Below are 17,777 nucleotides of genomic sequence, written 5' to 3' on the forward strand. Positions count from 1 at the left end.
ATGGGGGCCGGTCACCGGTACGCCCTGGCCTGGAGTGCGAACATCTCGGCGTATCGGCCGCCGGCGGCGAGCAGGTCGGCGTGGCTGCCGACCTCGGCGACGCCGCCGTCGGCGAGCACCACGATCAGGTCGGCCAGTTGCACGGTGGAGAACCGGTGGGACACGAACACGCTCACCGCGCCGGTCCGGGCGGCCACCTCGCGCGCCTGGTCGCGGTAGCGGGCGAACAACGCGTGCTCGGCCTCCGCGTCGAGGGCGGCGGTCGGCTCGTCCAGCACCACCAGCAGCGGATCGTCGCGCATGAACGCCCGGCCGAGAGCGAGCTTCTGCCACTGGCCGCCGGACAGCTCCGCCCCGTCGGTGTGGCTGCGCCCGAGCGGGGTGTCCAGCCCCTCGTCGAGCTGCCCGACCAGGTCCTCCGCCCCGGCCCGGCCCAGCGCCGCCCGTACCGCCGGGTCGTCGTCGTGGCGGGGCAGGTCACCGATGCCGACGGTATGCCGGGCCGGCAGCTCGAACCGGACGAAGTCCTGGAAGCCGGCGGCGATCCGCTCGCGCCAACGCGGCAGGGACAGCTCACCCAGCGCGACACCGTCGACGAGGATCCGGCCGGACGTCGGTGCCAGCAGACCGCAGAGCAGTTTGACCACTGTGGTCTTGCCGGCGCCGTTCTCGCCGACGACGGCGACCGTGGTGCCCGCCGGCAGGTGCAGGTCGAGGCCGGTGACCACCGGTCGCGACCCGCCGGGGTAGCGCAGCGTGACCCCGGCCAGCCGGATGCCCTCACGCAGCCGGGCCGGCGGCACACCACCGCCCCCGGTGGGCCGGTCGGCGGCCTCGACGGAGGACCCCGGGTCGCCGGCCGCAGCCAGCGGGGCGTCGACCGACGTGGGACGGTCGACCGGGGTGCGGTGACCGGGGGACGCGGGACGGTCGGCGACGCCGACCAGGTCGTGCACCTCGTCGAGCCGGCGGTAGACGCTGCGCAGCCGCTGGAGGTCCTGCAACACCCCGACCGCCGCCGCCACCTGCTGGTTGACCTGCGCCGCGATGGTGACGACCAGGATGACGTCGCCCACCCCGCGCCGGCCGGCGACGGCGTCGCGCAGGATCACCAGGACCGCCCCGATGTAACCGGCCGCGAACGCCAACTGCCCGGTCATCCGCACCAGGCTCGCCACCAGCTGGGCCCGCCACAACCGGCGGGTGGCGTCCTGCCAGTGCCCGCGGTGCCGCCGCCGTACCTCGTCGGTCAGGCCGAAGATCCGCAGCTCCTTGCCGGCGGCGGCGTCGGTGCTGAGCCGGAACAGCCCGACGGCACGCCGGGTGGACTCGGCACCCGCCTCCCGCGCCCGGTTCACCATCCGCTCCGCCCACCGCCCGGCCAGCAGCGGCGGCACGGCGGCCAACGGCAACAGCAACAACAACGGATGGAGTACGGCCAGCACCACCGTCGTCAGCGTCATCGCCACGGCCAGGCCGACGCCGGTCAGCACGGCCTGGAGGCCGACCCGGAGCTGTTCGACGTCCTGCTCCAGCACGGTGATCTTGTCGGCGAACTCGGACCGCTCGAAGTGCGCCATCCCGGACGACCCGTTGGTGGCCTCCATCAGCTCCTGGTGCACGTGCAGGACGTCGAGTTCGGCGAGTTCGAAGTAGGCGATGTGGGCGAAGTGACCGAAGGTCAGCCCGGCGATCAATCCGACGGCCACGGCGACCCCGGCGAGGCTCGCGGTGACCGGCCGGCCGGCGTTGACGGCGTCGAAGAGTACCCGCAGCAGCACCGCCACCAGGGGCCACGCCACCGCCCCGGCGACGACCAGGACCAGCGCGGTCAGCGCCTTGCGCCGATCCTGGCGCAGCGAGGTCCGCCACAGCGACCACCCGGCGGAGAGCAGGCCGCGGCTCATCGGGCGCTCCGCGGCGACCCGACGTCCACCGGCGTGCCGTCGGCATCCACCGGACCGCCGCCGAGGTCGCCGTCCGACAGGTCGCCGTCCGACAGGTCGGTGTCGGAGCGGGTGGCGAAGCGCCGCGCCTGGAGGGAGAACAGCCGGGCGTACCGGCCGCCCAGGCTGAGCAGCTCCGCATGCGAGCCCTGCTCGACCACCCGCCCCTGGGCCAGTACGACGATGTGGTCCGCCCGACGGACGGTGGCGAACCGGTGCGAGATCAGCACCGTGGTGACCCCCGTGGTGGCGGCGATGATCTCGTCGAAGAACCGCGCCTCGGCCCGGACGTCCAGGCTGGCCGTCGGCTCGTCGAGCACCAGCACCGACGCGCCGTGCCGGATGGCGAACAACGCCCGCGCGATCGCCACCCGCTGCCACTGCCCGCCGGACAGGTCCACCCCGCCGCGCAGCTGACCGGTCAGCGGGGTGTCCAGCCCGAGCGGCAGCGCGTCGAGGGCGTCGAGGATGCCCGCGGCGTCGGCGGCGGCACGGATGCCGTCCCGGTCGTCGGCGTGCGCGATCGCGCCCAGCGCGATGTTGTCGGCGGCGCTGGTCTCGTACCGCAGGTAGTCCTGGAAGATGACCGCCAGGTGACGTCGCCAGTCGGCCGGCGGGAGGTCGTCGATCGGGGTGGCGCCGACGGTGATCCGGCCCGCGTCGGGCAGCGCCAGCCGGGCCAGCAGCTTGACCAGGGTGGTCTTGCCGGCGCCGTTGAGTCCGACGATCGCGGTGCACGCACCGGCCGGCAGGGTGAGGTCCAGATCGGTGAAGACCGGCGCCGTGCGGTGCGGATAGCGGAAGGACACCGCCTCGAAGCGGATGTCCGCCGGGCCGGCCGGCCGGTCGGCGACCCGCCCCGGCGGGGGCGCGACCGTGGGGCCGGTCGCCACGTCCCCGGTGGACGTGCGCTCGCGCATCCCGGTCCGGAACTCGCCGACCGCCCGGTAGGCGTTCATGCCGAACTGGGTCTGCACGTCGGCCTCGGGATAGAACTCCCCGAGCTGGACCGCCGCGAGCACGGCCTGGATCACCAGCGCCAGCCGGGTCAGCCCGACCTGCCCGTCGCCACCGGCCAGGCCCAGCGCGGCGAGCACCGCGACGAGCGCCGTCAGCCCGACGGCCGTGTAGAGGAAGTACGGCTTGAGGTAGACCCGCCGCCGCTGCGCCCACACCGGGCGCATCCAGTCCAGGTACGCCTCCCGGTACTGCTCGCGCAGCCACGGCAGCAGGCCGAAGATGCGGATCTCCTTGGCCGCGGGCCGGCCCATCGCCACGCCCCGGAAGTAGGTCAGCCGGCGGACCCGGGCGACCACCGCACCGTAGATCGCCGCGTACCGGCGCAGGCCGCCGCGTTGCCCGTGCCGGAAGGCCAGCACGGCGACGAGCAGACCCAGCCCCGCCCACCAGGCGAAGGCCAGCCCGACGAGCACCGCGTACCCGAGGAGTTGCCCGTAGCGGGCGAGCAGCGCCAGCATCCCGGCGCCCGCCGCCCCCGGACTCTGGATGCCGTGCTCGACCTCGCGGGACGCCTCGGTGAGCTGTTCGAGCAGCGCCTGATCCTCCAGCGGGGTGGTGCTGACGCTGCCCAGTGCGGCCGTCATCAGTTCGTCGGCCACCCACCCGTCGATCCGCCGCTGCACCAGCAGACCCGTGGCGACCTGGAGCTGGGCCAGCAACTGCTGGGCGCTGAGCGCCGCTGCCGCCACCACGAAGGCGGTCACCAGGTGCCCGAAGGCCGGCGAGTCGACGCCGTCGCGTACCGCCGGCGGCAGCCACCCGATCATCCGGCTCGTCGCGACGACGAACAGCACCGGCGCGGCGGCGAGCAGCAGGTTGACCACGACGGCGGCGCACACCGCCGGGCCACCCGCCCGGGGCAGCAACCCGACGATGCGCCACCGGTCCTCGGCGGTCCGCCGCAGCACACCGGCCACGGTGTCGGGGGCCGTCCCGTCGGCGGTCATGCCGGCTCCCCCACCCGCAGGGTCCGGCCGGCGCCCTGGGCGGCCCGCTGGAACGCCAGCGCGGCGGCGTGCCCCTCGGCGAACGCCCGGACCGCGTCCAACCCGGTGGTGTCCCGGGCACCGCCCACCACCCGGTGCCAGACCCCGGTCCGGCGTACCGTCCGCACCAGCCCGTCGGCGGGCAGCTGACCGGCGGCGATCACCACCGTGTCGGCGGGTACGGACCGGGCCGCGCCGGTGCCGTCGACCAGGTGCACGGCGTCGGTGTCGATGCGCAGGTCCCGGACGCCCGACACCACCGCCACCTGCCGGCGGCGCAACTCGGCCAGCACCGCCCACCGGGTGGAGCGCCCCATCCGGGGGCCGAGCCGCTCACCCCGCAGCAGGACGGTGACCTGCCGGGGTCGGCCGGCGCCCGGCTGGCTGGCCAGGTGGGCCAGGTCCACGGCGATGCCACCGCCACCGATCACGGCGACCCGTGGCCCGAGCGCGTCGTCGGTGAAGGCCGCGCCGTAGTCGCGGACGTGCGGCAGCGCGCCGCCGGGCAGGTCCACCCGCCTCGGTACCACCCCGGTGGCGACGATGATCCCGTCGTAGCGGCGCAGCAGACCCTCGTCGGCCCCGGCGACCGGCCGGCCGGTGTGCAGCACCACGCCGAGCCGGGTCAGCTCGGCGGTGAGGAACCGGATCGTCTCGGCGTAGTCGGCCTTGCCGGGCACCCGGCAGGCCAGCCGGAACTGCCCGCCGGGTTCCCGGTCCGCCTCGTAGACGGTGACCCGGTGCCCGGCCAGGGCCAGGTCGCGGGCGGCGCGCAGCCCGGCGGGACCGGCACCGACCACGGCCACCGTCCGGGGCTCCCGCACCGCCACGGACCCGACCCGCACCACCGGTCCGACCTGCCCCGACGGCGCGGCCCGGACTCCGGGCTCGGCCTGAGTCGCCGGCGCGGCCCGGTCTTCCCGCTCAGCCTCGAACTCCGGGTCGGCTTCCCGGCCGACCAGCGGGTTGACCATGCAGGACACCGCCGCACCGACCAGCGACCGGTCGATGCAGGCCTGGTTGCAGGCCACACAGATGTTCACCGGCCGGCCCGCACGGCTGCGCTCGATCAGCGCCGGGTCCGCCAGGAACGGTCGGGCCATCGAGATCAGGTCCAGCGGGGTGCCGGCCAGGATCGCCTCGGCCTGCGCCAGCCGGTTGATCCGGTTGCTGGCCAGTACGGGCAGCGCGCCCACCGCGGCCTTGACCGCCGACGCCACCGGCACCCAGTGCCCCGGCGGCACCACCGCCTGCACCGTCGGGGTCGGTGACTCGTGCCAGCCGACCCCGACGTTCAACGCGTCGGCACCGGCGGCGGCGAGCGCCCGGGCGTACTCCGCCACCGTGTCCCGGTCGGTGCCGCCGGGCAGCAGGTCGTCGCCGGTCATCCGCATCACCACCGGGAAGTCGGTGCCCACGGCCTCGCGGACCGCCCGCACCACGGCCACCCCGAACCGCATCCGGCGCTGCGGATCGCCGCCCCACTCGTCGTCGCGCCGGTTGGTCAGCGGGGAGAGGAACTGGTCGATCAGGTAGCCCTCGGAGCCCATGATCTCCACCGCGCTGAAGCCCAGTTCACGGGCATGGTGCGCGCCCCGGGCGAAGTCCTCGACGATCCGGCTGACCCCCGCGGCGGACAACGTGTCCGGGGTGAGCCGGGAGATCGGGCTGGGCACCGCCGACGGGGCGACCGGGCGGGGGCCGCCGGCTGCCGGCCGGGCGTACCGGCCGGCGTGGAAGAGCTGGAGGGCGAGCAGGCCACCGGCCACGCCGACCTCCCCGGCGACCCGACGCAGCCGGGCCCGGAAGGCGGGGTCGTCGAGCACCCCGTAGCCGGGTACGTCGGCACCGGCCGCGCTGACCGCCGCGCCGCCGGTGACCATCAGCCCGGCGCCGCCCCGGACCCGGGCCAGGTAGAACGCGGCCAGCGCCCGGCCGTCGTCGTCCCGGTTCTCCCAGCCCAGGTGCATCGCCCCCATCACGATCCGGTGCGGCAGCGGCAGCCGACCGATCCGGCCGGGACGCAGCACCCGTTGCAGTCCGGTCGTCATGCCAGCGGACCACTCAGGTCCCGGGTGAACGGTGGCGCGACGATCGACAGACCGCCGTCCACCACCAGGGTCTGTCCGGTGATGTACTCGGCGGCCGGGGAGAGCAGGAAGGCGACCACGTCGGCGACCTCCTGGGCGGTGCCCATCCGCTGCTTGGGGATCAGCGGCAGCACCCCGGACAGCGGTGCCATGCCGGGCACGTCGTAGAAGTAGCCGGACGACTCGGTCTCGATGATGCCGCCGTTGACCGCGTTGACGTTGATGCCCCGGCCGGCGAACTCGACAGCCATGTAGCGCACCCACGCCTCGATCGCGGCCTTGGCGGCGCCCAGGTTCGCGTACGTCGGATAGGCCCGGATGCTGCCGTAGCTGGACAGCGCGACGATCCGGCCGCCGTCGGGCATCAGCCGCACCGCCTGCTGCGCGCCGAGCACGAACGCGCGCATGTTCATCGCGTACGAGCGGTCCAGGTGGTGCGGCTTGAGGTCCATGATGTTCTTGAACGAGCTGGCCGCCGCGTTGCACACGAAGTAGTCGAGGGTGCCGAACTCCTGCGCGACCACCGCGAAGAGCCGTTCGATCTCCTCCGGCTGCTCCACGTCGGCGGCGACCGCGACGGCCCGGCCACCGAGTTGCTCGATCTCCTTGCGGACCTGCTCGGCGAGTTCGGCGTTCTTCTTGTAGTTGACCACCACCGAGCCGCCGCCCCGGGCCAGGGTGAGCGCCAGCGCCCGGCCGATGCCCCGCGAGCTGCCGGTGATCAGGGCGGTACGCCCCTGGTAGCCGGTCATCGGCCGGCCGCCAGGATCTCCCGGGCGATCACGGTCTTCTGGATCTCGTTGGTGCCCTCCTCGAAGCGCTGCGCGCGGGCGTCGCGGTAGACCCGTTCGATGGTGCTGCCCTCCCAGTAGCCGATGCCGCCGTGCACCTGGAGCGCCTTGTCGGTGACCCGGGTGAGCATGTCCACCGCCACCAGTTTGGCCATCGAGGACAGCGCCCCGGCGTCGCTCTCGCCCGCCTCCCACCGGCGGGCCGCGTGCAGGGTGAGCTGCCGGGCGGCCTCGATGTCGGCGGCGTTCTCGGCGAGCGCGAACGCGACCGCCTGCCGGGCGGCCAGCGGCCTGCCGAAGGTGACCCGGTTGCCCGCGTGCTCGACCGCCAGCTCCTGGGCCCGACGGGCCAGCCCCACGCAGGTCATCGCGACCCCGATCCGGCTCGGGGTGAGGAAGCCGCCGAGGGCGACGGTCAGTCCGTCGCCCTCCTCGCCGAGCCGGTTGGCCACCGGCACCGGCGCCCGGTCGAAGGTCAGGTGCGCGTGGTCGGTGCCGCGTACGCCCATGGTGTCGGGCATCGGTGTGACCCGGACGCCGTCGACGTGCCGGTCCACCATCAGCGCCACCGTGCCGTCCTTGCCGGTGCTGCCCTCGCACCGGGCGAACAGCAGCCAGTAGTCGCAGCTCACCCCGAAGGTGATCAGGTGCTTCTCACCGCTGAGCAGGTAGGTGTCGCCGTCGCGGGTCACGCTGGCGCGCAGGTCCGCGCCGGTGCCGGCGGTCGGTTCGGTGAGCGTGAACGCGACCCGCAGGTCCCCGGCGACCTGCGGCAGCACGAACTTCTTGCGCTGCTCGTCGGAGGCGAACTGGTCGATGGAGCGCCACACCCCGTTGCACACGTGCACGATCATCCGCAGCGACGCGTGCGACATGGAGAACAGTTCGAGCAGCTGCAGGTACTGGGTGAAGGACAGGCCGGCACCGCCGTAGTCGACCGGCGCGGCGAGCCGCAGGTAGCCCCGATCACGCAGGTCCGTCCAGAGCTGCGCGGGGACGCTGCGGTCACGTTCGATCGCCGTCGCGTACGCCTCGCCGGGGCCACGGACGAACGCCTCGACCTCACGGGCCAACGTCGCGAACGACGTGCCATCGGCCTGGGTCACTCTGCCTCCTCGCCGATCGTTGCGCTGATCTGGTCACGCAACACGAACTTCTGCACCTTGCCGACCACGTTGCGGGGCAGCGCGGCCACGGTCTCCAGCCGCTCGGGCCAGTACTGCTTGGCGAGCTTGTGGGCGTCGAGGAACCGCTGCATCTCGGCGAAGGTGAACGCCTCCCGGGTCACCACGTACGCGCAGGCCCGTTCGCCGAGGCGGGGGTCGGGCATCGCCACGATCGCCACCTCGCGGACGGCGGGATGGGTGTGCAGCAGCTGCTCCACCTCCGCCACCGGGATCTTCTCGCCACCCCGGTTGACCACGTCGGTCACCCGGCCGGTGATCCGCAGGTACCCGGCGTCGTCGATGGTGGCCAGGTCACCGCTGCGGTACCAGCCGTCGGGGGTGAGGGCCGCCGCCGTCAGGTCCGGGCGGTCGAGGTAGCCGGCGAACAGACAGTCCCCGGTCACCTCGAAGTTGCCCTCGGCACCGGGGTCGAGCACGGTCCCGGCGTCGTCGGTGACCCTGATCCGGACCCCCTGCACCGCCCGCCCGTCGGTGCCCCAGGCCCGGGCCGGTTCGTCGGTCGGCGCGGACAGCGTGCCGAGGCAGGATTCGGTGGAGCCCCACGCGCCGCAGACGGCGGCGTCCAGGGTCCGGGTGGCGTGCTCGGCCAGGGTCCGGGGCACCGCCGCGCCGGTGGCGACGAAGACCCGCAGCGCCGGGGCCGGCTCCCCGCCGGTCTCGACGGCCTCGACCAGGTCGGCGAGGAACGGCGTGGCCGCCTGGACGAAGGTGGCCCCGGTGCGGTGCAACGTCGCCAGCGCGGTCCGGCCGTCCCAGACGGGTTGCAGCACCACCGGCGCACCGAGGGTGAACCCCAGCCACATCCCGTAGAGGAACCCGGTCTGGTGGGCCAGCGGCGACGGGATGAACAGCCGGTCGGCGGCGGTCAGCCCGAGCTGCCGGGCCTGCATCGCCGCGGCGCGGGTCAGCGTGTCGGTGCGGTGCAGCACGCCCTTCGGCTCGCCGGAGGTGCCGGAGGTGAACATCAGTTGGGCGAGCGCCCCCGGTGCGGGCCGGCGGGCGGCCAGCACCGCCCCGTCGGGACGTTGCCGGCCCAGCGCCTCACCGAACCACTGCCACCGCACCGCAGCGGTGTCCGCCGGCAGCCCGCCGTCTCCCGCCGAGGCCGCGTCCCCGGACAGCGCGGCGTCCCCGGACAGGGCGGCGTCCCCGGACAGGGCGGCGTCCCCGGACAGGGCGGCGTCCCCGGACAGGGCGGCGTCCCCGGACAGGGCGGCGTCCCCGGACAGGGCGGCGTCCCCGGACAGGGCGGCGTCCCCGGACAGGGCGGCGTCCCCGGACAGGGCGGCGTCCCCGGACAGGGCGGCGTCGCCCGGCCGACCGGCGGCACCGGACGGCGGCAGGGTCAGGGCGTCGGACGGCGGCCCGGCAGGGCCGGCGGGCGGATCGTCGGTGGCGCGGACGACGAGGACGTGCGCCACCGCCGGGGCGTCCGGTCCGGACAGCACCGACACGGTCTCCGCGAGGTGCGCACGGCTGCGGAACCGGTCGGGGATCACCAGCACCCGGGCCCGGGACCGATGCAGCAGCCGGGCCATCTCCCGTTCCCGGAAGAACGGCATCAGTGGACAGCAGACCGCCCCGATCCGGGTGGTGGCCAGCGTGAGCACCACGAACTCGGCCCAGTTCGGCAACTGCCAGGCGACCACCTCGCCGGGGCCCACCCCCAGCTCCAGCAGCAACGACGCGGCCTGGTCGGCGCGGCGGTCCAGCTCACCCCAGCTCAGCGTGGTGCCCGACCGCCCCGGCGAGGCCGCCTCGATCACGGCCTCGTCGTCGGGGTGCGCGCCGGCGTGCCGACGGACCAGCTCGGCGACCGGCGTCGCGGCCAACCGCGCCGGTGCCGGCACCGTAGCCGACCGCACCGACGACGACGTGCCAGCCGACCGCACCGGTGACGACGGCGGCCCGGCGGGCCGCGCCGGTGCCGGGCGGGTCGCCGGAGCGATCTCGTGGCGCTGCCGACCGGCCGGCTCGGCGGCGGGCCGGGGCAGCCGGCGGGCGCGGGCCCGGTCGACCGACATGTGGAGGCCGACGGAGTTCATCTGGTCGAGGAACTGCGGGAAGGAGATCCGGTGGGCGTTCGGGTAGGTCAGCCGGCTCTCACCGGTGGCCCGGGAGGCGGCCACCGCCAGCGCCATCAGCACCCGGTGGTCGTTGAACGAGGACAGGTCCGCCTCCCGCAACTGCCCGACCCCCTCGCACACGAGCCGGTCGCCGTCGAGCCGCAGCCGGCCGCCCATCCGGTTGAGTTGCAGCATCGCCGTCACCCGGTCGGACTCCTTGAGGCGTACGTGGGCCACGTTGTCCAGCACGGTCGTGCCGTGCGCGTGGGAGCCGAGCACACTGAGCACCGGCAGCATGTCGGGCACCGTGCGGCAGTCCACCCGCACCGGTGCCAGCCGCAGGCCGTCGTGACGCACCCGGACCCAGCCGGTGGCCGGGTCCCGGGACAGCGGCACGCCCATCGTCGTCAGGCTCTCCAACAGGTCGGCCTCCGGATGGTCCAGCTCCCCCGGGCCCACTGCCGGCAGTCCCCGGAACAACACGTCGGCGGGATGCAGGGCGGTCGCGGCCAGGCCGAACGCGGCGGCGCCGACGTCCGGCGGCAACCGGACCACCGCCGGGGTGGGCCGTTGGCCGGGTTCGATGTCGTACCGCCGGCCGTCGCCACTGACCTGCACGTGCAGACCGAACTGGCGCATCATCGCCACGGTCAGGTCGACGTACGACCGCTCGTTGAACTCACCGACCACCTCGATCACGGTGGGGCCGGTGGCGAACGGGCTGACCAGCAGCAGGCTGGAGATCCACTGGGAGAGGGTGCCGGGGATCTGGACCCGGCCGCCGGTGGGCGGGCGGGCGGCGACCCGGATCGGCAGCAGTCCACCGGTCGAGGTGATCTCCACGCCGATGCCGGCCAGGGCGTCGAGCAGCGGGCGGATCGGTCGCCGACGGAAGTACTTCTGGCCGGTGATGCCGACCGGGGTGTCGGCCAGGGCGGCGAGCCCGGTGAGGAAGTAGAGCGTGGTGCCCGAGCTGCCGACCGAGATCTCCGGACGCACCGGACGGTACCGGCCGCCGCGCACCACGAAGGCGTCGTCCTCGACGGCGATGGCCGTGCCGAGGTCGCGCAGCGCCCGGATGGTGTGCTGCACGTGACCCGCGTGGCAGGCGCCGTGGATGCGGCTGGTCCCGTCGGTCAGCGACGCGAGCATCAACGCCCGGTGCGCGTGGTACTTCGACGCCGGGACGTCGAACTCACCCACGAGTGGCTCGGCCGTGCCCTTGATGACGAGACGCACAGTCCCTCCCCGCAGTGTGTGTCAGCCGGCGGTGTCTGGTGGCGACGGTGCCGCCGGAGCTGGAGCCGGGACGCCGCCGAACACGGCGTGCATGCCCCCGTCGGCGTGCACCACCTGCCCGGTGGTGTACCGGGACAGGTCCGACAGCAGGAACAGCACCGCCCCCACCACCCGGGCCGGGTCGGCGCGGTCCCAGCCCAACGGCGCCCACTGCTCGTACTGGTCGGCCAGGGCGGAGAAGGTGCGCACCCCGCGCGCCGACACGGTCTCAACCGGCCCGGCGGCGACCAGGTTGACCCTGATCCCGGTCGGCCCGAGGTGCATCGCCAGGTAGCGGCAGACCGCCTCCAGCGCCGACTTGTACACCCCCATCCACCCGTAGCCGGGCAACGCCCGGGTCGAGTCGACGGTGAGCCCGACCACCGCGCCGCCACCGGGCGCCTGACGCAGCAGGGGCGACAGCGCGGTGGTGAGCTGCTGGAAGGAGTACGCCGACGCACGGAACCCGTCGAGCACCCCGGCGGCCCCGGCGGTGACGAATCCGGCCCCCAGCGCGTCCGGCGGGGCGGCGGCGATGCTGTGCAGCACCCCGTCGAGCTGACCCCAGCGGCTCCCGATCCGGTCCGCCAGCGCGTCGACGCTCTCGTCGGACATCACGTCCAGTTCGAGCACCTCGGGCCGGGACGGCAGCAGGTCGGCCACCTTCCGGGTGATCCGGCCGACCCGCCCGTACGAGGTCAGGATGACCTCGCAGCCCTCCCGTTGCAGGGCCGCCGCCACGTGCCAGGCGATGGACTCGTTGTTGAGGACCCCGGTGACCAGGTAGGTGCGCTTGTCCAGGCTCAGCAACGAGCTCAATGCGACGCGCCCGCCACGATCCGCTCGACGAGTTGACCGATGGTGACGTCCGCGAGTTCGCTGCGCGGGATCTCCACTCCGTACTCCTTGACGACCATGGCCATCAGGTCGGCGACGTCCAGCGAGTCGATGTCCAGCGAGTCGAACTTGGCGTCGGCGCTGATCGCGTCCTCCTCGACGCCGAGGTCGATCAGTTCGGCGCGCAGGCGCTCCTCGACGGCGGACGCGGTGATCTCAGTCGAAGGGGAAGACATCCGGTGCTCCTTTTTCTCGGGGGGAGTCGCCTAGGCCGCGAACGGGGCCTGGCGCGCGAAGTTGGGGGCGTGCCGTTGCGCCCAGTACCACTGCCGCCAGTAGCTCTCGGCCAGTTCCAGCCAGGTCTCCAGTCGGCCGGTGTCGTCGAGGAACCGGTTCATGCTGACCAGCAGCCAGCTGTAGACGCCCTGGCTGTCCCGGCAGTCCGCGCAGTTGCCGGAGGTGCAGCAGAACTGGAGCGTCTGGTAGTCGGCGCCGTAGACCGAGAAGCCGTCCAGGACCGGGTTGCCGTTGCGGAGCCGCTCGGCGTGGTCCGGGTGGTCCACGCTGATGCTGGGGCAGACGTCGTAGCCGAACTGGCCGTCCCAGTGGGTCCGACCGGTGATCAGCGCCTCGATGAAGTACGGGTGGCAGACCACCGTCTCGGGGTACGCCTGCTTGACCCGTAGTGCCTCGGCGAGGGTGCGCTGCTCGTTCTCGATGCGCAGGGCATGGTCGCTGCCGTGCGCGGAGTAGAAGTTGAAGGTGACCTGGTTGCCGTTGTCCTGGATGGCCCGGACGGTCGGCTCGACGTACTGCAGGCCCTCCTCCGACAGCGCGTACACGAAGATCACCCGGGGGTCGTTGCGGTAGTGCCCGAGGGCGGTCTCGAAGAGCCCGGAGAACGACGACCCGTTGACCCGGTAGCCGCGCAGCGCGTCGTCGAGCGGGCCGCCGCCGAACAGGCTGATGGCGACCGCGACGTGCGCGAAGCCGACCATGGGCAGCGGCCGGATGCCGTTGGTGGAGATGGTCACGTAGGGCAGCCGCTCGACGAACGGCACCACCCGGGGCAGCACCAGGGTCGGCTCGCCGCCGATCAGGGTCGCCTGGGTAACGCCCTTGGCCACCAGCGAGTCCACGAACCGGGAGATCAGCGCCGGGTCCGAGGTCTCCGGGACGGCCGCGTCGAAGCCGCCCTCGAAGTACCAGCAGCCCTTGCACCGGATGTTGCAGGTGGTGGTGAGGTGCACCTCGGTCGCACTGACCCGGCGGCCCATGTCCCGGACGACCTGCAACCGCGCGGCCAGGTCGGGCCGGTCGGCCAGCAGGGACGCCAGGCGGGTCTTCGCCTCCCGCCGGGACAGCGGACGGGGATTGATCGCGATGGGGGTGGGCATGGGCGGCCGTCCTCTCAGCTGCTCGCGGTCGGGACGACGAGCCCCAGCGCGTGGATCCGCGGAATGACGGCGTCCTCCCACTGCTGCAACGCCTCGCCGTTGGTGGTGCGCCGCAGGCCGTAGCGGACCGCCCGCTTGGAGCGCTCGGACTCCGGGGTGCCGAACAGGTCGCGAAACACCGGCCAGAGCCGGTCCAGCGCGGCCTGCAACTGCTCGCGTCCCTCGTCGGTGGTGGCCAGGTTGCGGCAGACCCGGGCACCGTGGGCGATGTGGATCTTCTCGTCCAGGATGATCGTCCGCACCGCGTCCGCCCACGGCTTGTAGCTGCCCAGGGCGAACTCCTTGATCATGATCAGTGCGCTCTCCTCGCCGATGTAGGAGTAGATCCCCCGCTCGGCCCAGGTGGTGCACTGGTGCAGCCGCTTGTCGGCGAAGAGCCGACGCTCCTCGATGGACTGGCTCTCCATGTGCGAGGTGTCGATGCCGATCTCGGCCAGCACCCGCTTACCGATCTTGTAGTGGTCGTACTCCTCGGCGGCCCGCTCCGCGCACACCTGACGCTCCTCGGCGTTGGGCGCCAGCGGAAGGAACATCATGGTGTAGTCGTCGCCACCGGAGAGCTCACCCTCCGTATTGATCATGATCTGACTGATCAGCGCCTTCTGGTAACCCCGAGGCATGCGCTTCAACTCTTCGGGGGTCCGTACCACTACTTCTTCGTCGTCAAAGATCTCCACCGGCATAGCGCAGACCGCCTCCTGTCGACATTCACACCCGCAAATTATGGAAAAGGGGACACCGGCGTTGCTGCGCCATCACGACGGGCCCGGGGTGACTCCCGGTGACCCGATCCCCTGAGAAATCCCCCCGTTTCTCCTCGCCCGCCACCGACGGTGACTCAGGTCAGGTTCTCGATCGCCAGTCTTCGCACGTCCGACCGTTGGATCTTGCCGAGCGGAGTACGCGGAAAACTGTCGACCCCGATCTCCTTGAGCGGCACGAACCGGCGCGGCACCTTGAAGGCGCTGAGCTGTTTCATCAGCAGCGCGCGCCATTCGTCGTCCCGGACGACCGCGCCGGGCAGCAGGGTGTAGACCAGCACCAGTTCCACCCCCGTCACCGGGTGCGGCAGCGCGGCGACCACCGCGTCCTCGATCCCGTCGAGCTGCGGCACGACGTTCTCGATCTCGGCGGGGTAGACGTTCTCGCCGCTGACGATGACCATGCTGTCCATCCGGTCGACGATGGTCAGCTCGCCGCGTTCGTCGAGGTGGCCGAGATCGCCACTGCGGACCCAGCCGTCGACCAGCCGGGCGGCGGTCAGGTCGGGTGCCTTCTCGTACCGGGTGAAGATGCTCGGGCCGCTGAGCAGCACCTCGCCGCTCTCCCCCGGCGGGACGTCCCGGCCGGCCTCGTCGACGACCCGGACCCGGGCGAACGGCACCGGCAGCCCGGCCGTGCGGCGGTCCCCCGGCCGGCGCTCCCGGGGCTCCACCACCGTCAGGGAGGTCAGCTCCGTCATGCCGTAGACCTGGAACACCGGGATGCCGAAGGTGTCCTCGAACCGGTGGATCAGCTCGGGGCTGAGCGCCGAGCCGCCGGCGAGAACGCCCTTGAGCCGGCTCACGGCCGGCCGTTGCGGGCGCTCGACCAGGTGCGCGAGGTAGGCGTTGACCACCAGCGTCCAGGTCGGGCGGAACCTGTCCACGTAGGTCCAGAACCGGGCCAGCGCCACCTCCGAGCGGACGCAGACCGTACGCCCCCCGGACCACAGCGGCGTCAGCGTGGGCAGGCCCTGCCCGCCGACGTGCAGCATGGGAATGACGTTGAGGAAGACGTCGTCGCGGCCCGCGTCGGCCCACTTGACCATGGCCAGCGAGTTGGCGAGCAGGGCGCGGTGGGACAGCACGACACCCTTGGCCGCGCCGGTCGAGCCGGAGGTGTAGACGATCTCGGCGTCGCCCGCCCCGCCGTCGGCGGGCGCGACCAGTTCCCCCCGGTGGGCGACGCCCCGGCCGAGGACCTCGGTGAGGAACCCCTCCGCGTCGTCCACCGTCAGCCAGCACCGGCCCGGCGACGTCTTCGCCGCGGTCGACGACGGACCGAGCACCAACGCGACGTCGGCGTGGGCGAGCAGGGTGTCCAGCTCGGCCGGGCCGGACTTCGGGTTCAGCGGCACCAGCATCCGCTGGGCGGCGATGATCCCGAGGAACAGCAGCGCCGCCAGCGAGGAGTTGTGCAGGACCACGGCCACCCGGCCACCCGGTGGCACCCGGTGCTCGTCGAGCAACGCCGCACAACCCCGGGTGAAGGTCAGCACGTCGGCGAAGCTGACCACCCGCCCGCCGGGCTCCGCCGGGAGCAGGTACGGATCGTCGCCGTAGGCCGCCGCGGCCTGGGAAACGAGGTCCAGCAGGTTCGCCGTGACGGTGAGATCCGGCTCGGCCAGCGGACTAGGCATGCGACTCGTCGCGGGCGGCGGACCCCTGCACGACCGCGCAGAGCCGGTTGACCGTGGGGTTGTCGAAGATGACGTCGACCACGTCGACGCCGTACGCCGCCTCGACCCGGGTCACGATCTCGACCGCGCCCACCGAGTCCATGCCGAGTGCGACGAGGTCGTCGTCGGGGCCGAGGGTGAGTCTGTTCAGGACTTCGGCGCAGATCGAGGTCATGTTCTCGTGCAGATCGGTCGTGGTCACTGAAGCGGTCCCCCCATGTCAGATCACCACACGAGCCACGGCAACGTTGCGGCAGCGGTCCCTTCCCCCAACACGTCTCGGGACTCGTCGGGACCATACTCAGTCGCGTCGTGAACCGTCCAGGGCAACCGTCGGAGCAATCGTCAGCAACCGCTCCCACCATCGTCATGCGTCATTAGTCCGTAACATGTCCGGATAGGATCATGGCATGGGGAGAGGGCGGCCGAAGGCAGGACTGACACTCACGGACGAGGAACGGGACGCACTGATCCGGGGAGCGCGGGCGGCGCACTCCCCGCAGTCATTCGCCATTCGCTGCCGAATCGTTTTGGCATGCGCCGAAGGGGCCACGAATATCGAGGTCGCGACCCGGTTGAACGTTTCACCGGCGACGGTCGGGAAATGGCGTGCACGGTTCGCCTCGGCACGGTTGCCGGGGCTCGCCGACGAACCGCGGACCGGCCGGCCCCCCTCGGTCCGACCCGAGCAGGTGGACCGGGTGGTGGCGGACACCCTCGACGGCACGCCCGCCACCGCCCGGAGATGGTCCCGGGCGTCGATGGCCGCCCGGACCGGCCTGTCGGCGTCCACGGTCGGCCGGATCTGGCGACAGTTCGACCTGCGCCCGCACCTCCAGGACGGCCTGATCCTGGCCGCCGACCCGGGGTTCGTCGACTCGGTCGTGGCCCTGGTCGGGCTCTACCGCCACCCCCCGGAGCAGGCCCTGGTGCTCTGCGCCGTGTCCCGGGACGACCGGCCGCCGACCAGCGGCAGCACGGCCCCGGTCCGGCCGGGACAGCTCGCGCCCGGCCCGGCCCGGCCCGCGCCCGCCCCGCTCGGATCGCTGGGCCTACTCACGCCGTCCGGGCCGACCCCACCCGGGTCCGACCCGGACAGACCGGGATCGCCCATACCCGTGGCGGAGGATGCCCCGCAGCGGCGGCGTCGCGCCGCCGCGTACCGTCGGTTCCTGGTGGCGGTGGACCGAGTGGTGCCCGCCGGCCTGCTGGTGCACGTGGTCGCCGACGACCCGGCGCTGCACGACGCCCCGGCGGTCCGGGGCTGGCTGACCCGGCATCCCCGCTTCCACCTGCACCTGACCCCGGCCGGGAGGTCCTGGGCCGACCAGGTCCGGCGCTGGTCGGGCCTGCTCGCCGCCCGGCATCCGGGCGGTGCCGGGCCGGTCCCCCCCGGCGGGGGCGGGCCCGCCGTCGTCGGGGAGCCGCCGACACGGTGGATCAGCACCCCGGAGGAGATGCGTCAGGCGCTCGCCCGACATCATCAACGGACTTCAGGCGCGTCGGTGTCAGCCGACCGGCCTACGGCACGGGACCCGTCCACCCGGGCTACCGGCATGTGAGATGCCGGAGTCGCATCGTGCTCCGGCCCGGGGCGACCGAGGACCCCGAGCAGCAGCCCGGCCGTCGCCGCCGGGACGTGACCGACAGTGGACGTGACCGACAGTGGACGTGACCGA

The 17,777-nt window shown here is 73.2% G+C and carries 13 protein-coding genes; 1 reads left to right on the forward strand and 12 read right to left on the reverse strand.

The features are described 5' to 3' along the window. Window positions 1-11: 11 nt before the first annotated feature. The 12 genes from GA0070216_RS10715 to GA0070216_RS10775 form a co-directional block, all read right to left on the reverse strand. Entirely contained in the window at window positions 12-1,907 is a 1,896-nt protein-coding gene (locus tag GA0070216_RS10715) for an ABC transporter ATP-binding protein (protein ID WP_091243229.1), read from the reverse strand. Further along, complete coding sequence (locus GA0070216_RS10720; protein WP_091243233.1) at window positions 1,904-3,913, reverse strand: ABC transporter ATP-binding protein; 2,010 nt, start codon at window positions 3,911-3,913, stop codon at window positions 1,904-1,906. The genes GA0070216_RS10715 and GA0070216_RS10720 overlap by 4 nt, the downstream gene beginning before the upstream one ends. Then, window positions 3,910-6,003, reverse strand: coding sequence for an FAD-dependent oxidoreductase (locus GA0070216_RS36385; protein WP_091243236.1), 2,094 nt, complete (start codon window positions 6,001-6,003; stop codon window positions 3,910-3,912). Before GA0070216_RS36385 ends, GA0070216_RS10720 begins: the two co-directional genes overlap by 4 nt. Then, on the reverse strand, window positions 6,000-6,794 hold the full coding sequence (locus tag GA0070216_RS10730; protein ID WP_091243239.1) for an SDR family oxidoreductase: 795 nt from the start codon (window positions 6,792-6,794) through the stop codon (window positions 6,000-6,002). Before GA0070216_RS10730 ends, GA0070216_RS36385 begins: the two co-directional genes overlap by 4 nt. Continuing rightward, window positions 6,791-7,939 carry an acyl-CoA dehydrogenase family protein gene (locus GA0070216_RS10735; protein ID WP_091243243.1) on the reverse strand — a complete coding sequence of 383 codons (1,149 nt, stop codon included), beginning with the start codon at window positions 7,937-7,939 and terminating at the stop codon, window positions 6,791-6,793. Before GA0070216_RS10735 ends, GA0070216_RS10730 begins: the two co-directional genes overlap by 4 nt. Then, entirely contained in the window at window positions 7,936-11,325 is a 3,390-nt protein-coding gene (gene aroA, locus GA0070216_RS34990) for a 3-phosphoshikimate 1-carboxyvinyltransferase (protein WP_218108162.1), read from the reverse strand. The genes GA0070216_RS10735 and aroA overlap by 4 nt, the downstream gene beginning before the upstream one ends. A gap of 21 nt (window positions 11,326-11,346) precedes the next feature. Continuing rightward, on the reverse strand, window positions 11,347-12,183 hold the full coding sequence (locus GA0070216_RS10750) for an SDR family oxidoreductase (RefSeq protein WP_245722425.1): 837 nt from the start codon (window positions 12,181-12,183) through the stop codon (window positions 11,347-11,349). Then, a complete protein-coding gene (locus tag GA0070216_RS10755) occupies window positions 12,180-12,437 on the reverse strand; it encodes an acyl carrier protein (protein WP_091243247.1) in 258 nt (85 codons plus the stop codon). Before GA0070216_RS10755 ends, GA0070216_RS10750 begins: the two co-directional genes overlap by 4 nt. Before the next feature lie 30 nt (window positions 12,438-12,467). After that, a complete protein-coding gene (locus tag GA0070216_RS10760; RefSeq protein ID WP_091243249.1) occupies window positions 12,468-13,598 on the reverse strand; it encodes a 4Fe-4S cluster-binding domain-containing protein in 1,131 nt (376 codons plus the stop codon). 14 nt (window positions 13,599-13,612) lie between these two features. Then, window positions 13,613-14,335, reverse strand: a complete 723-nt coding sequence (locus tag GA0070216_RS10765) for a Phenylacetic acid catabolic protein (RefSeq protein WP_218108163.1) — start codon at window positions 14,333-14,335, stop codon at window positions 13,613-13,615. A gap of 161 nt (window positions 14,336-14,496) precedes the next feature. Then, window positions 14,497-16,059 carry a class I adenylate-forming enzyme family protein gene (locus GA0070216_RS10770; RefSeq protein ID WP_091243252.1) on the reverse strand — a complete coding sequence of 521 codons (1,563 nt, stop codon included), beginning with the start codon at window positions 16,057-16,059 and terminating at the stop codon, window positions 14,497-14,499. Beyond that, window positions 16,052-16,300: an acyl carrier protein gene (locus GA0070216_RS10775; RefSeq protein WP_091243255.1), complete on the reverse strand. Its 249-nt coding sequence runs from the start codon at window positions 16,298-16,300 to the stop codon at window positions 16,052-16,054. The genes GA0070216_RS10770 and GA0070216_RS10775 overlap by 8 nt, the downstream gene beginning before the upstream one ends. 208 nt (window positions 16,301-16,508) lie before the next feature. Here GA0070216_RS10775 and GA0070216_RS10780 point away from each other — a divergent pair, with 208 nt between their 5' ends. Next, on the forward strand, window positions 16,509-17,660 hold the full coding sequence (locus GA0070216_RS10780) for a helix-turn-helix domain-containing protein (RefSeq protein ID WP_091243258.1): 1,152 nt from the start codon (window positions 16,509-16,511) through the stop codon (window positions 17,658-17,660). Window positions 17,661-17,777 lie beyond the last annotated feature (117 nt).

Source organism: Micromonospora matsumotoense, from assembly GCF_900091525.1.
GTDB lineage: Bacteria > Actinomycetota > Actinomycetes > Mycobacteriales > Micromonosporaceae > Micromonospora > Micromonospora matsumotoensis.

What these genes read in the sequence shown, in the direction of transcription:
- GA0070216_RS10715 (WP_091243229.1), bottom strand. Translation starts at nt 1,907, where the DNA reads ATGAGCCGCGGCCTGCTCTCCGCCGGGTGGTCGCTGTGGCGGACCTCG.
- GA0070216_RS10720 (WP_091243233.1), bottom strand. Translation starts at nt 3,913, where the DNA reads ATGACCGCCGACGGGACGGCCCCCGACACCGTGGCCGGTGTGCTGCGG.
- GA0070216_RS36385 (WP_091243236.1), bottom strand. Translation starts at nt 6,003, where the DNA reads ATGACGACCGGACTGCAACGGGTGCTGCGTCCCGGCCGGATCGGTCGG.
- GA0070216_RS10730 (WP_091243239.1), bottom strand. Translation starts at nt 6,794, where the DNA reads ATGACCGGCTACCAGGGGCGTACCGCCCTGATCACCGGCAGCTCGCGG.
- GA0070216_RS10755 (WP_091243247.1), bottom strand. Translation starts at nt 12,437, where the DNA reads ATGTCTTCCCCTTCGACTGAGATCACCGCGTCCGCCGTCGAGGAGCGC.
- GA0070216_RS10760 (WP_091243249.1), bottom strand. Translation starts at nt 13,598, where the DNA reads ATGCCCACCCCCATCGCGATCAATCCCCGTCCGCTGTCCCGGCGGGAG.
- GA0070216_RS10770 (WP_091243252.1), bottom strand. Translation starts at nt 16,059, where the DNA reads ATGCCTAGTCCGCTGGCCGAGCCGGATCTCACCGTCACGGCGAACCTG.
- GA0070216_RS10780 (WP_091243258.1), top strand. Translation starts at nt 16,509, where the DNA reads ATGGGGAGAGGGCGGCCGAAGGCAGGACTGACACTCACGGACGAGGAA.